Origin of the sequence: Halomonas alkalisoli (genome assembly GCF_021412585.1) — a bacterium.
Classification (GTDB): domain Bacteria; phylum Pseudomonadota; class Gammaproteobacteria; order Pseudomonadales; family Halomonadaceae; genus Halomonas; species Halomonas alkalisoli.
Map to the genome: position 1 here is coordinate 120,655 of NZ_JAKCMI010000027.1, position 14,210 is coordinate 134,864.

14 protein-coding genes are annotated in these 14,210 nt (G+C 66.3%); 2 read left to right on the top strand and 12 right to left on the bottom strand.

All coding sequences use genetic code 11. The features are described 5' to 3' along the window. Positions 1-4: 4 nt before the first annotated feature. The 11 genes from tatA to LY622_RS12060 all read right to left on the bottom strand — a co-directional run bounded on the left by tatA (position 5) and on the right by LY622_RS12060 (position 11,418). Entirely contained in the window at positions 5-271 is a 267-nt protein-coding gene (gene tatA, locus LY622_RS12010; RefSeq protein ID WP_043513931.1) for a Sec-independent protein translocase subunit TatA, read from the bottom strand. Positions 272-317: 46 nt separating this feature from the next. Continuing rightward, entirely contained in the window at positions 318-653 is a 336-nt protein-coding gene (locus LY622_RS12015; RefSeq protein WP_234279472.1) for a phosphoribosyl-ATP diphosphatase, read from the bottom strand. 30 nt (positions 654-683) lie between these two features. Then, entirely contained in the window at positions 684-2,306 is a 1,623-nt protein-coding gene (ubiB, locus tag LY622_RS12020; RefSeq protein WP_234291194.1) for a ubiquinone biosynthesis regulatory protein kinase UbiB, read from the bottom strand. Further along, positions 2,306-2,947: a ubiquinone biosynthesis accessory factor UbiJ gene (locus LY622_RS12025; RefSeq protein ID WP_234291104.1), complete on the bottom strand. Its 642-nt coding sequence runs from the start codon at positions 2,945-2,947 to the stop codon at positions 2,306-2,308. Before LY622_RS12025 ends, ubiB begins: the two co-directional genes overlap by 1 nt. 7 nt (positions 2,948-2,954) lie before the next feature. Then, positions 2,955-3,722: a bifunctional demethylmenaquinone methyltransferase/2-methoxy-6-polyprenyl-1,4-benzoquinol methylase UbiE gene (ubiE, locus tag LY622_RS12030; protein ID WP_234279470.1), complete on the bottom strand. Its 768-nt coding sequence runs from the start codon at positions 3,720-3,722 to the stop codon at positions 2,955-2,957. 107 nt (positions 3,723-3,829) lie between these two features. Continuing rightward, positions 3,830-4,213 carry a gamma-butyrobetaine hydroxylase family protein gene (locus tag LY622_RS12035; protein WP_234291105.1) on the bottom strand — a complete coding sequence of 128 codons (384 nt, stop codon included), beginning with the start codon at positions 4,211-4,213 and terminating at the stop codon, positions 3,830-3,832. Positions 4,214-4,535: 322 nt separating this feature from the next. Then, the gene (gene hslU / locus LY622_RS12040) at positions 4,536-5,858 is read right to left on the bottom strand and encodes an ATP-dependent protease ATPase subunit HslU (RefSeq protein WP_234279468.1); all 1,323 of its coding nucleotides are present in this window, start codon (positions 5,856-5,858) and stop codon (positions 4,536-4,538) included. Between the two features lie 10 nt (positions 5,859-5,868). Beyond that, complete coding sequence (gene hslV / locus LY622_RS12045; RefSeq protein ID WP_234279467.1) at positions 5,869-6,414, bottom strand: ATP-dependent protease subunit HslV; 546 nt, start codon at positions 6,412-6,414, stop codon at positions 5,869-5,871. A gap of 150 nt (positions 6,415-6,564) precedes the next feature. Then, positions 6,565-7,299, bottom strand: coding sequence for an SPOR domain-containing protein (locus LY622_RS12050; RefSeq protein ID WP_234291106.1), 735 nt, complete (start codon positions 7,297-7,299; stop codon positions 6,565-6,567). A 3-nt stretch (positions 7,300-7,302) separates the two neighbouring features. Beyond that, complete coding sequence (gene argS, locus LY622_RS12055; RefSeq protein ID WP_234291107.1) at positions 7,303-8,988, bottom strand: arginine--tRNA ligase; 1,686 nt, start codon at positions 8,986-8,988, stop codon at positions 7,303-7,305. Positions 8,989-9,177: 189 nt separating this feature from the next. Then, entirely contained in the window at positions 9,178-11,418 is a 2,241-nt protein-coding gene (locus LY622_RS12060; protein WP_234291108.1) for a primosomal protein N', read from the bottom strand. Positions 11,419-11,564: 146 nt separating this feature from the next. Between LY622_RS12060 and rpmE the strand changes: the two genes are divergently transcribed. Both rpmE and LY622_RS12070 read left to right on the top strand, forming a co-directional pair. Continuing rightward, complete coding sequence (gene rpmE, locus LY622_RS12065) at positions 11,565-11,780, top strand: 50S ribosomal protein L31 (protein WP_234291109.1); 216 nt, start codon at positions 11,565-11,567, stop codon at positions 11,778-11,780. A 255-nt stretch (positions 11,781-12,035) separates the two neighbouring features. Continuing rightward, positions 12,036-13,307 carry a malic enzyme-like NAD(P)-binding protein gene (locus tag LY622_RS12070; RefSeq protein ID WP_234291110.1) on the top strand — a complete coding sequence of 424 codons (1,272 nt, stop codon included), beginning with the start codon at positions 12,036-12,038 and terminating at the stop codon, positions 13,305-13,307. 78 nt (positions 13,308-13,385) lie between these two features. Here the strand turns inward: LY622_RS12070 and LY622_RS12075 are convergent, their stop codons facing one another. Next, positions 13,386-14,153: a DUF481 domain-containing protein gene (locus LY622_RS12075; RefSeq protein WP_234291111.1), complete on the bottom strand. Its 768-nt coding sequence runs from the start codon at positions 14,151-14,153 to the stop codon at positions 13,386-13,388. Positions 14,154-14,210 lie beyond the last annotated feature (57 nt).

A 14,210-nucleotide genomic window follows, 5' to 3' on the forward strand; every position in this document is an offset into this window, starting at 1 on the left:
GGGCTTATTTGCGCTCTTCCTGATTATCCACCTTGTCCGCCGCCGCCTTCTCTTCGGCGCGAACGTCATAGGTGTTGGGCTGCTCGTCATGGGCGACCTTGGCCTGTGCCTTGTCCTTGTCGTCCTTCTCTTCCTCATTGACGGCCTGCTTGAAGCCTTTCACCGCGCCACCCAGGTCGGTGCCGACGTTGCGCAGCTTCTTGGTGCCGAAAATCAGGATGATGATGCCGAGTACGATCAGCAGTTGCCAGATACTGATGCCACCTAACATGGAAGTTTCCTCTGAGTCGGGTCTCCGGTCGATCCGGAACACCTGGTTACTTGGACCTTGCAGCCTTTTCTTCGTGCCCGGAAATGCCGAAGCGTCGGGCCAGTTCATCGAGCACGTCCTGGTGGTCGAGTCCGAGATGCGACAGCATCACCAGGCTATGAAACCACAGGTCGGCGGTCTCGGCGACCAGTGCCTGTCGCTCTGCCTCACCGCCGGCCTCGGCATCCTTGGCAGCCAGCAGTGTCTCGGTGGCTTCCTCGCCGATCTTCTCGAGTATCTTGTTCAGCCCCTTGTGATGCAAGGCGGAAACGTAGGATTCGTCGGGATCGGCGGCTCGGCGCTGCTCCAGCACCTCGAAGAGTTGGTCGAGAATATCACGCATGACAGCGCTTCCTGTTGCGGTGGGTCAAGTTCATTGCCAGGCCAGCAGCAGCAGGCCGGTGGCGGCGATCAACAGCACGGGCCATGGTTGGTCGGCGGCCCACCCGCTCAACGGCTGCCAGGCCAGCGCCAGCCCCGCCAGTAGCACGCCCAGCCGTAGTCGACGGCCGATGCGGCGTCTGTCTTGCAGCTGCCGCTGTATGCCGTCCAGGGCGAGGGCCTGGCGGTGGCGCTGGCGATGCTCGTACTCGATTCGGCTCAGGGCGTGGTGCGCCACCGACGGCAGCTCGGGGAGCTGGCGCGCCAGCTCAGGGGCCTGGCGCTTGAGTGACTCCCAGAAGCCGCTGGCGCCGGCACGCTCCTTCATCCACTGCTCCAGGTAGGGCTTGGCGGTGGTCCAGAGGTCCAGGTCGGGATAGAGCTGGCGCCCGAGCCCCTCGATGTTGAGCAGTGTCTTCTGCAGCAGCACCAGCTGCGGCTGGACCTCCATGTTGAAGCGACGGGCGGTCTTGAACAGCCCCAGCAGCACCTGGCCGAAGGAGATGTCCTTGAGCGGCTTCTCGAGGATCGGCTCGCACACGGTCCGAATGGCGGCGGCGAACTCGTTGGCCCGGGTATTCTCGCCGACCCAGCCCGACTCGATGTGCAGCGCCGCCACTTCATAGTAGTCCTGGTGGAAGAAGGCGAGCAGGTTCCGCGCCAGGTAGTCCTGATCCTCACGGGTGAGGCTGCCGACGATGCCACAATCGATGGCGATATACTGGGGATCGTTCGGGTGCTCCCGGGCCACGAAGATATTGCCGGGGTGCATGTCGGCATGGAAGAAGTTGTCGCGAAACACCTGGGTGAAGAAGATCTCCACGCCGCGTTCGGCGAGGCGCTTGAGATCGGTACCCTGCGCCTTCAGCGCGGCCAGGTCGGCGACCGGAACGCCGTAGATGCGCTCCTGCACCATGACCCGGCGGCGGGTATGGGACCAGTGTGTCGCCGGTACGTAGAGCAGCGGCGAATCCTTGAAGTTGCGCTTAAGCTGCGAGGTGTTGGCGGCTTCCTTGTGCAGGTCCAGCTCGTCGAACAGGGTCGACTCGTAGTCGCGCACCACCTCCACCGGCCGCAGGCGACGGGCCTCGGGAATTCTGGCCAGCACCCCGGCCACCCGATACATCAGCGCCATGTCCTGGCGCATGATGTGCTCGATACCCGGGCGGATGATCTTGGCGACCACCTCTTCGCCGGTATGCAGCCGGGCGGCATGGACCTGGGCGATGGAGGCAGAGGCGAGCGGTTCGGGCTCGAAGTGGGCGAACGCCTCCTCGATCGACATGTGCAGCTCCGCCTCCACCAGCTCGCGCGCTTCGCGGCCGGGGAAGGGGGGTACCTGGTCCTGCAGTCGCCGGAGCTCGTCGGCGATCTCCTCGGGCAGCAGGTCGCGCCGGGTGGAGAGCAGCTGGCCGAACTTGACGAAGATGGGGCCGAGGGCCTCCAGCGCCAGGCGCAGGCGTTCACCCGCCGAGCGGCTGCCGATCGGGACCAGGCGCAGTGGCGAGAGGATGAACACCAGCCTGAGGTACCAGGGGAGTCGCTCCAACGGCAGCAGGGTGTCGAGGCGGTAGCGGGTGATCACCCAGAGGATGCGCAACAGCCGAAAGCTCATCATCGCGGCGAGGCCTCGCGTTGGAGTTGACGACGCAGCCTCGCCAGACGAGCCTCGAGCCGGTCCGTGGTCATCTCGAGTTCGGTGAGGTGGTCGCGCAGGTTCTCGAGCTGGTGCTTTCCAGGCAGCAGTTTTGCTTCCTCGAAAACGTACTCGGCGATATCGCTGCGCATCTCGCCATGGGCACGGCGCCCCCAGCGCGTGGCACGGCGCAATCCTTCGGCCAGGCTGTGGGCGGGGACATCGCCCAGCCAGCGCGCCAGTTCGCCCTCCCAGTCCAGGTCCAGGTCGAGCAGCAGGTCGCGGGTCGCCTCGAGCAGGTGGACATGGCCGCGTACCGAAAGCTTGCCCTGGAACATCAGCCGCTCGATGCTCTCGTCGCCCAGCAGTTCGCCCAGGGTTTCGGCGTTCAGCTCGACGACGGCGTCGAAGGCGTCGTCGGTGTCCTCTTGCGGGCGCAGTAGATCGAGGCCGGCAGGGTGGAAGTGAATGGCCAGCGACAGCTCGGGTCGCGCCAGGCGAAGCAGCACCCGGTTGCCGCTGAGCCGGGCCAGCCGCGCAGGCGCTGCGGGGTCTCGCGCCAGCAGGGCATTGAGCGTCCGTTCGATGCCGGCCAGCAGCAGGGTGGGGGTCAACGTCATCACCGCCTCAAAGCTTGATGCCGCGATGCAGGGCAACGATGCCCCCGGTGAGATTGGTGTACTCGACCCGCTCCAGCCCGGCGGCCTCCATCATCTCCTGCAGCGTCTCCTGGTCGGGATGCATGCGGATGGATTCGGCGAGGTAGCGATAGCTGTCGGCGTCGCCGGCCACCATCTGGCCCATCCGCGGCAGCAGGCGGAAGGAGTACTCGTCGTAGGCCTTGGAAAGGAGCGGATTGACCGGCTTGGAGAACTCCAGCACCAGCACGCGGCCACCGGGCTTGAGCGCCCGGGTCATGGAGCGCAGGGCGGATGCCTTGTCGGTGACGTTGCGCAGGCCAAAGGCGATGGTGATGCAGTCGAAGGTGTTGTCGGGGAAGGGCAGGCATTCGGCGTTGGCCTGGACGTATTCGACGTTGCCCCCGACGCCGTTGTCCAGCAGCTTGTCGCGGCCGACCCGCAGCATGGACTCGTTGATGTCGGCCAGTACCACGTGGCCGCGGGGGCCCACCATGCGCGAGAACTTCAGCGTCAGGTCGCCGGTGCCGCCGGCGATATCCAGCACGCTATGGCCGGGGCGAACGCCGGAGCGCTCGATGGTCAGCCGCTTCCAGAGACGGTGGATGCCGAAGGACATGAGGTCGTTCATGACATCGTAGCGGGCCGCCACGGAGTGGAAGACATCGGCCACGCGCGAGGCCTTTTCGTCGACCGGCACTTCCTGGTAGCCGAAGTGAGTGGTGTGCTTGTCCCCGGGGCTGGAAAGAGGGCTCATGCGAAAAGGCTCCCGAATCGCGGCAGTGAGAGGAGGCCGGGGTGATTCGGCCTCGAATGGGCGCCATTGTAGCCTTGCACGGCCGTACTTGTCTTGACGTCGGTCCCCTACAACTGCTTGATCTCGATGCCAAGCGGTTCTCGTGAAGCGCCGGCCTCTTCCAGGCGCCTCAAGTAGTCGGCCCAGTAGGCCTCGCGGTTCTTGATCAGGTCGTGGAGATACTCCCAGCTATACAGGCCGCTGTCGTGGCCGTCATCGAAATGCAGTTTGACGGCATAGCGGCCGACAGGCTCGATGTTCTTGAGCCCGACATCCTTCTTGCCGACCTGCAATACCGCCTGGCTGGGGTTGTGGCCGCGCACCTCGGCGGAGGGGGAGTAGACGCGCAGGTACTCGACCGGCAGGCAATGGGTCTGGCCGTCGGCGTAGGTGAGCTCCAGCTCGCGGGCCTTCTTGCGGTAATGGATCTTGCTGGGGGCGGGGGTAGTCATGCATGGCTCCGCTTGCGTTGGTGAAGCGCGGCTGTCCCGGCGACAGACGCTTCGCGGAGGCGCTGTGAACCCATCCCTGGGCGCTACATTCGTCATCCCTGACGAATGACCTCCGCTTCGATCTGTCCCCGGCGCCGCGCTCATGTTGGCTTCGGCTGTCCCGGCGACAGACGCTTCGCGGAGGCGCTGTGAACCCATCCCTGGGCGCTACATTCGTCATCCCTGACGAATGACCTCCGCTTCGGTCTGTCCCCGGCGCCGCGCTCATGTTGGCTTCGGCTGTCCCGGTGACAGGCACCTTTCTGACAGCTCAGCTCATACGCTACAGAATATACCGGGACAGATCCTCGTCCATGGCCAGCTCGCCGAGCTGGGAATCCACGTAGGCGGCATCGATCTCCAGCGGCGTGCCGATATCGGCCCCCTTGAACGAGGCCTCTTCCAGCAGGCGCTCCATCACGGTGTGCAGGCGGCGCGCGCCGATGTTCTCGGTGCCCTCGTTGACCTTCCAGGCGATCTCGGCGATGCGCACGATACCGTCTTCGGTGAAGCTGATATCCAGCCCTTCGGTGGCCAGCAGCGCCTTGTACTGCTTGGTCAGCGAGGCCGAGGGCTCGGTGAGGATGCGCTTGAAGTCGTCCGGCGTCAGCGCATTGAGCTCGACGCGGATCGGCAGGCGGCCCTGCAGCTCGGGGATCAGGTCCGATGGGCGCGACAGGTGGAAGGCGCCGGAGGCGATGAACAGGATATGGTCGGTCTTGACCATGCCGTACTTGGTCGAGACCGTGGAGCCCTCGATCAGCGGCAGCAGGTCGCGCTGGACCCCCTCGCGGGAGACCTCGCCGCCGCTGGACTGGCCGCTGCCCTTGGTCACCTTGTCGATCTCGTCGAGGAAGACGATGCCGTTCTGCTCCACCGCGTCGATGGCGCGGTGCTTGATCTCTTCCTCGTTGACCAGCTTGCCGGCCTCCTCGTCGCGCAGCAGGGCGAAGGCATCCTTCACCGCCACCCGGCGAGTCTCGCTCTTCTGCCGGCCCATGTTGGAGAACAGGCTCTGCAGCTGGCTGGTCATCTCCTCCATGCCCGGCGGGGTCATGATGTCGATACCCGGCCCCTGGGGGGTGATCTCGATATCGATCTCCTTGTCGTCGAGCTGGCCCTCGCGCAGCTTCTTGCGGAAGATCTGGCGCGTCGAGCTGTCGCTGCGGGCGCTCTCTTCCTGGCCCCGGGGCGGGGGCAGCAGGGCGTCGAGGATGCGGTCCTCGGCGGCGTCCTCGGCGCGGTGGCTCACCTCCTCCTTGGCCTGTTCGCGGACCAGCTTGATGGCCGCCTCGGTCAGGTCGCGGATGATCGATTCGACGTCGCGGCCCACGTAGCCCACCTCGGTGAACTTGGTGGCCTCGACCTTGATGAAGGGCGCCCGGGCCAGCTTGGCCAGGCGGCGGGCGATCTCGGTCTTGCCGACGCCGGTGGGGCCTATCATCAGGATGTTCTTGGGGGTGACCTCGTGGCGCAGGTCGTCGTCGAGCTGCATGCGCCGCCAGCGGTTGCGCAGGGCGATGGAGACGGCGCGCTTGGCATCCTGCTGACCGATGATGTATTGGTCCAGGGCGTGGACGATCTCGCGGGGTGTCATCTGGGTCATGGTGGCGGCCTTAGCGTTCCTGTAAAGCGTCTTTGGTAGACAGCTCTTCGAGGGTGACGTGGTGATTGGTGAACACACAGATGTCACCGGCGATATCGAGTGACTTGCGGGTGATGTCGCTGGCCGGGAGGTCGGTGTTCTCGAGCAGGGCGCGGGCGGCGGCCAGGGCATAGTTGCCGCCGGAGCCGATGGCGATGATGCCGCGCTCGGGTTCCACCACGTCGCCGTTGCCGGTGATGATCAGCGAGGCCTCCTTGTCGGCCACGGCGAGCAGCGCCTCCAGGCGGCGCAGGGCGCGGTCGGTGCGCCAGTCCTTGGCCAGCTCCACGGCGGCCTTGACCAGGTTGCCCTGGTATTTTTCCAACTGCGCCTCGAAGCGCTCGAACAGGGTGAAGGCATCGGCCGTGCCGCCGGCGAAGCCTGCCAGCACCTGGCCGCGATAGAGGCGGCGGACCTTGCTGGCATTGCCTTTCATCACCGTGTTGCCCAGCGAGACCTGGCCGTCACCGGCAAGGGCAACCTGGTCGCCGCGGCGCACGGATACGATCGTGGTCATGGAGAGAACTCCGTAACGGGGAGCGAAGGCTCCCGATGACTTTCGGCGCCGCGGCGGTGCCGGGTGCCGTGAACGAGCATTCAAGGAAGGTGTGGGCGTGATGTCTCGAATTCAACCGGCAGCGTCGTTGCAGCTGGCAATTACCGTCCGTCAGTTACTGGCCCGGTGCCGCAGCGGCGTGATGCCCTGGGTCGTCATAAGGTCCTCGGCGCGATTGAGCTCACGGGTATCGTCGTAGGGGCCCACCATGACCCGGTGCCAGGTATCGCCATCGGCCGACTGGACCTGGCTGACCTGGGCCACCAGGCTGAGGTTGCGCAGACGCTGCCTCAGTGCTTCGGCGTCCGCCGGCTGGCGGAAGGAGGCCGCCTGCAGCATATAGCGCGTTCCGTCGGGTGCCGCCGCTTCACTGGCGGCTGCGCTGGCCGCGGCATTGGCTTCATCCTGCAGGTTGGCGGCGATGACCTGGGCGATCGGGTCATCGACCCTGTCGCCGTCGACAGGCGCCTCGGTGACGTCGGGCACGGGCGTGACGACCTCGGGCGGGGAGGCCGTCGAGGCGACGTCACGGGGGGCCACGACCTCTTCGGGCAGCAGCGTATAGAACTCGAAGGTCGGCATGCGCGGCTCGCTGGGCTCCACGGTGGGCGTGGGCGATGCCTGTTCCGTCGTCGGGGTTCGCGGTATCAGGTTGGCCAGCGGTGAGTCGTGCCCCTCCTGCCAGGGTGCCGTGCCGTGCTGATGCTGCGCCAGCAGAAAGCCCGCCACCACGCCACCGATTCCCCACACCCAGCCGGGCAGGCGAAAGCCCTCGCGGCGTCGCGCGCTGCGGCGCTGGCTGGCAGTGGCGCCACGCTTCTTCGGGGGGGCTCGACGGGTTGCCATGGCTTACATCTCCTCCGGGGCGCTGACGCCCATGAGGTCGAGGCCGTTGCGCAGCACCTGGCGCGTGGCGAGGCCCAGGGCCAGGCGGGCATTGCGCAGCTCATCGTCCTCGACCATTACCTTGACGGCGTTGTAGCAGGAGTGGAACTCGGCGGCCAGGTCCAGGAGGTACTGGGCCACCTGCTGCGGCTCCCGCGACAGGGCCGCATGGGAAACGACCTCAGGGAAACGGGCCAGGCGGTTCATCACCGCCTTCTCCTGTTCCGCCTCCAGTCTTGCCAGGCTGATCATGGCGAGGTCGTGATCGAAATGCAGGGATTCGGCCTCGGCGCGGCGCAGCATGCTGCAGACCCGGGCATGGGCATACTGCACGTAATAGACCGGGTTGTCGTTGGACTGCGAGCGGGCCAGGTCGATATCGAAGGTGAGCTGGGAGTCCGCCCGGCGAGCGGCCAGGAAGAAGCGGGTGGCGTCGCGGCCAACCTCGTCGATCAGGTCGCGCACCGTGACATAGCTGCCGGCACGCTTGGAGAGCTTCACCTCGACCCCCGAGCGGGTGACCATCACCATCTGGTGCAGCACATAGTCGGGCCAGCCTTCGGGAATCCCGGCTTCCAGTGCCTGGAGGCCGGCCCGGACCCGGGTGACCGTGGAGTGATGGTCGGCGCCCTGTTCGTTGATCACCGTGGTGAAGCCGCGCTGCCACTTGTTCAGGTGGTAGGCCACATCGGGCAGGAAATAGGTGTAGTTGCCGTCGGACTTGCGCATCACCCGGTCCTTGTCGTCACCGAAGCGGGTGGTGCGCAGCCACAGGGCGCCATCCTGCTCATAGGTGTGCCCCTTGGCGATGAGCCGCTCGACGGCTTCCTCGACCTTGCCCTGGTCGTAAAGGGAGGACTCGAGGAAGTAGACATCGAACTCGACCCCGAAGGCCTTGAGGTCGAGGTCCTGCTCGCGGCGCAGCCATGCCACGGCGAATTCACGGATCGCCTCCAGGTCGTCGGGGTCGGCCTTGGCGGTGACGTGGCGGTCGTCGGCGTGGACCGTCTCGCCGGCCAGGTAATCCTTGGCCACCTCGGCGATGTAGTCGCCGCGGTAGCCGTCGGCGGGCCAGGCGGCACTGTCGGGCTCGATGCCCTTCACCCGGGCCTGGACCGACAGCGCCAGGTTGCTGATCTGGGCGCCGGCGTCGTTGTAGTAGAACTCCCGGGTGACGTCGAAGCCGGTGGCCTCCAGCAGGCGGCAGATGCAGTCGCCGATGGCCGCGCCGCGACCGTGGCCCACGTGGAGCGGGCCGGTGGGGTTGGCGGAAACGAACTCCACCTGCACCTTCTGCCCCTTGCCCTTCAGGTTGCGGCCGAAGGTGTCGCCGGCTTCGAGTACCTGACGGACCACCTGGGCGGCGGCATCGGTGGCGGCGAAGAAGTTGATGAAACCGGGGCCCGCGATCTCGACCTGCTGCACGGCCTCGCTGGCGGGCAGGGCCGCCACCAGTTCCTCGGCCAGCTCGCGGGGCTTCCTGCCCGCCGCCTTGGCCAGCATCAGCGCCAGGTTGGTGGCGTAGTCGCCGTGGGCCTTGTCCCGGGTGGGGTCGACCTTGATGGCGGGGGTGGCATCCGCAGGCAGCACGCCCTGCTGCTTGAGGTTGTCGAGGGCATTCTCGAGCAGGGAAACGATCGTTTCTTTCATGAAATCTGTTGTCCTGTAGCGCCGGGCCCGCATCGGGTAAGGGTGACTGTGCGACTGGCGGGCGGACGCTGGCATGAAAACTCGCCCGGTGGGGCATGATCGCCCATTATCGGCAATTGTGCCTCGGCTTTAAACCCCGCGCAGGCAGGCTGTTCGCGGGGTGCCCTGACCCAGTGGCTTGAGCCGCCTTTAGGAAAGCGTCTGGGGGTCGATATCCAGCGACCAGCGGGCCTTGCGCGCCTCGGGCGTCGCCTCCAGCCAGGCGGTGAGCTGGGCGCAGGCTTCATGGAGCTGGCTGCGCTTGTCGCTGGCCAGCATCAGCTGCAGGTGGTAGCGATTCTGGCGCCGTTCCATGGGCGCCGGCACCGGCCCCAGGCAGTCCACGCCGAGCCCGCGTGCCTGCAGCCACTCGCGCAGTGCCGCCGAAGCGTTCGAGGCCAGGGCGTTGGCCGCGTCCTCCCGGGGGCTTTCCAGGCGCAGCAGGGCGAGGAAGCGAAAGGGGGGGAGGGCGGCGGCGCGCCGCTCGGCCAGCAGTTGCTCGGCCAGGGCATCATAGCCGGTTTCCGCCAGCAGGCGCAGGTGCGGGTCATCGTCGTGCAGCGTTTGCACCAGCACCCGCCCGGGGTGGGACGAGCGGCCGGCCCGGCCGGCGACCTGGACCAGCAGCTGGGCGCTGTGCTCCAGGGCGCGAAAGTCGCTGGCGTAGAGCCCGGCGTCGGCATTGACCACCACCACCAGGGTGACATGGGGCAGGTGGTGTCCCTTGGCGAGCATCTGGGTGCCCACCAGCAGGCAGGGCTCACCACGCTTCACCTCGCTCAGGATCGCCTCGAAGGCGTCGCGGCGGCGGGTGCTGTCGCGGTCGATGCGGTGCACCGGGACCTGGGGGAAGAGGGCGGCCAGGGTCTCTTCGGTGCGCTCGGTGCCGCTGCCGAGCGGGCGAAGATCGCCGCTGCCGCAGGCCGGGCAGCTGTCCGGGATCGGGCGCCGCTTGTCGCAGTGATGGCAGGCCAGTACGGGCGGCTGGCGATGCAGGGTCATGCGCGCATCGCAGTGGTCGCAGTCGGCCAGCCAGCCGCAGGCATGGCAGGCCAGGGTGGGGGCGAACCCCCGCCGGTTGATGAACACCAGGACTTGATGGCCGGCATCGAGGGTGCCGCGAATCGCCTCCAGCACGGGAGGAATCAGGCCGCCCTGGCGGGGGCGTCCGCGCAGGTCGACCAGCTCCAGCCGGGCCGGGGCGTGACGGCTGGCGCGCTGGGTCAGCCGCAGGTGGCGATAGGCACCGCTGCGGGCGTGGTGCAGGCTCTCCAGCGACGGGGTGGCGGTGCCCAGCACCAGCGGGATGCCATGGTGGTGGGCGCGTGCCACGGCCAGGTCCCGGGCGTGGTAGCGCAAGCCCTCCTGCTGCTTGAACGAGCCGTCGTGCTCCTCGTCGACGATGATCACGCCGGGGCGTGAGAGCGGCGTGAAGATGGCCGAGCGCGTGCCGATGACGATGGGCGCCCGCCCGCTGGCGGCGGCTTCCCAGGCATCCAGGCGCTCGTTGTCGGTCAGCCCCGAATGCAGCGCGACCACCGGCACCTGAAAGCGCTGACGAAAGCGGGCCAGGGTCTGGGGGGTGAGGCCGATCTCGGGGACCAGCAATAGTGCCTGCCTACCGCGGCTGACAACCGCTTCGATCAGTTGGAGATAGACCTCGGTCTTGCCGCTGCCGGTGACCCCGTGCAGCAGGCAGGGGTGGAAGTGGTCCAGTCGCTCGTGGATGGCCGCCAGGGCGGCCGCCTGCTCCCGTTTCAGCGGCAGCGACGGCTCGGCCAGCAGGTGTCCGCTGGCTGGCTGGGGGGTGGCCGTCAGGGGGGTCTCCTGGCGCTCGAGCAGCCCCTTCTCCACCAGGGCCAGCAGCTGTCCGCGGGTAAAGGACTGGGCCACGATCGCCTGGGTCGGCAGGCCGTGGGGGTGCTGGCGCAGCATGGCCAGCAGCTCGGCCTGGCGGGGAGCCCGCTTGAGACGCTCGTCGTCCGGGCTCCGGCCGCTGTCGGTGACACGCCACTGCTCGCGCATGCGGCCCGCCAGGGGGCGGCCCTGACGCAGCAGTACCGGCATGGCCTGGTGCAGGGTGTCTCCCAGCGAGTGCTGGTAGTAGCGGGCGGTGAAGCGGCACAGCCACAGCCAGTCGGCCGGCAGCGGGGTCGCGTCCAGCCACTCCTCCACAGGCTTCAGTTTGGCCAGCGGCAGGTCGCTGTCCTGGCGGCAGCTCTCCACCACGCCCACGACAAGACGTCGGCCGAAAGTCACTCGAACGCGAATGCCCGGCTGCCAGCCGCCGGGCGGTGGCGTTTGACTCGGCCGGTAGTCGAACAGCCGTCGCAGTGGCGTGGGGATGGCCACGCGCAGTACGGCAGGGGTAACGCAAGATGAGTCGGGCAATTGGCCTCCGGCCTCGGCTCTGCTAGAATGCTCCGCCGTCGTGGCGCCTGGCGTTCCCGGCGGCAACCGGTTAGAGACGACAGACAACCCGTATGCGGTGCCTGGCAATGGATCAGGTGGCGGCATACCGCTCCATGAGGCTCAAGATGAAACAAGGTATCCACCCCGATTACAAGACGGTCACTGCCACTTGCTCCTGCGGCGCGACCTTCGAGGTCGGCTCCACGGTCGGCCATGACCTGTCGCTGGACGTTTGCTCCCAGTGCCACCCCTTCTATACCGGCAAGCAGAAGCAGGCGACCACCGGTGGCCGCGTCGAGCGCTTCAACAAGCGCTTCGGTGCCGCCGTGAAGCGTGGCTGATGTGCGACTTGCCCGCGGCTGCGGCCGAGAGGAAACCCGCCCATGTGGCGGGTTTCTTTTTGCCCGCAAGTCTGGCGCCACAGTGATAAGTAATGACTTATGACTGGCCTTCTGAGTATAAGTTACAGCAAATAGCTTCGAATGGTCATGAACAGGCAAAGAAAATGCGCGAACGGGACGAGCATTGAGGAGTGGAAGGTTTTTCTATATTCTGGTTTTCCTTCCTGAGACGTTACACGGATACCGGATCACAGCATGACAGACACCAAGAAGCAGGCCGCGCTGGATTATCACGCCAAGCCCATTCCCGGAAAACTCTCGGTGGAGCTGACCAAGCCCACTGCGACGGCTCGTGATCTTTCCCTCGCCTACAGCCCCGGTGTCGCCGAGCCGGTTCGTGAAATCGCCCGTGACCCCGAAAACGCCTATCGCTACACCGGCAAGGGCAATCTGGTGGCGGTAATTTCCGACGGCAGCGCCATTCTCGGCCTGGGCAACCTGGGGCCGCTGGCCAGCAAGCCGGTCATGGAAGGCAAGGGGGTCCTGTTCAAGTGCTTCGCCGGCATCAACTCGGTGGATATCGAGGTCAATGCCGAGAGCCCCCAGGCGTTCATCGACACCGTGGCGCGCATTGCCGACACCTGGGGAGGCATCAATCTCGAGGATATCAAGGCGCCCGAGTGCTTCGAGATCGAGCAGGCGCTGATCGAGCAGTGCAGTATCCCCGTGTTCCACGATGATCAGCATGGAACCGCCATCGTCACCGCGGCGGGGATGCTCAACGCACTGGATATCGCCGGCAAGCGACTCGAAGACGCCAAGATCGTCTGCCTGGGTGCCGGTGCGGCAGCCATCGCCTGCATGAAGCTGCTGATCTCCTGCGGTGCCCGTGCCGAGAACCTGGTGATGCTCGATCGTCGCGGCGTGATTCATGCCGGGCGCGAGGGGCTCAATCCCTACAAGGCGATATTTGCCGTGGAAACCGACAAGCGAACCCTGGATGACGCCATCGACGGTGCCGATGTCTTCATCGGGCTTTCGGGCCCCAACCTGATGACGGCCGATCATATCCGCAAGATGGCGCCCAATCCCATCGTCTTCGCCTGTACCAACCCGGACCCCGAGATCAACCCCGAGCTGGCTCGCGAGACTCGTCCGGATGTGATCATGGCCACCGGCCGCTCGGACTATCCCAATCAGGTCAACAACGTGCTGGGCTTTCCCTTCATCTTCCGTGGTGCGCTGGACGTACGCGCCACGCGCATCAACGAGGAGATGAAGGTGGCGGCGGTGCATGCGCTGAAGGATCTGGCCCGCGAGCCGGTGCCCCAGGCGGTGCTCGATGCCTATGAGCTCGACCACATGGCGTTCGGCCCCGAGTACATCATTCCCACCCCGGTGGACGTTCGCCTGCTGGGGCGGATCACCTCGGCGGTGGCTCAGGCGGCAGTGGATTCCGGCGTGGCGCGCCGGCCCTATCCGGCCCACTACCCGCTCAAGACCGTGGACGACGTCTACGGGAATTGATGCGATTGCCTGTGTCTCTTTGACATGTGCCTCTGTTGCTGCGCCGGCCTTTTGGGCCGGCGCAGTGCGTTGAGGGGGCTACCAGGTGTAGAGCAGCGTCACGTTGGTGGTGTTGTCGGTGTCCGCCACGGCCGTCTCGGGAGGGCTGGAGTTGTGCTTGACCTCATGCGAGAGCCTCAGGGAGAGGCGAGAATTGAGGCGGGCGGTGAGCGACGAGAGTGAGCGTGAGGTCGTGTTCTCGTCGGTGGACTCGACCGACATCTCCTGACGGAGGCTGGCGAATCGCGAGAGCGTCCAGTGGTAGTCGAGGGCGCTGTAGATCACGCCGAGCCCCCGGTTCCCTTCATCGTCGATGCGGTCATGGCGGTAGCCTGGCCCGGCCTCGAGGGAGAGCTGGTGGTGTTCGGTGTCAATGATGTCTCGGCCGTAACCGCCGATGACCGTGGATTGCTGCTCATACCCGCTGAAGCGATCCTTTTCCCAGCGGGCAAAGCCGAACACATAGTGGGGGCCGTCGAAGTCGTAGCGTTCCCGGCCCGAGAGCAGGTACTGCTCGGCGCTGGTGTCGCCGTCGCGGGTGACGTTGCGTACCTCGCCACGCAGCGTGTGCGTCCAGTCGCCGGTCAGCCAGGAGAGTCGGCTCTTGCCGATCAGGGTCTGGCTATCGGTATTGCCGGAGAGGTGGGTGTAGCCCAGTTCGGCTTCACCGCTGAAGGTGGGGGCATTTTCGTCCGGGGGCGGTGGGGCATAGAAGAAGCCGGTTGCCTGAGCGATGGCGGGGAGTGCGGTGCCGGATAATGCCAAGAGGCCGAAGGTGATCCAGGAGGGTGCTGTGGGGCGTTGCATGACAAGGCGTACCTGCTTTTCCGTGAGACTGAGCCGCACAGGGGTGCGGCTGACGCG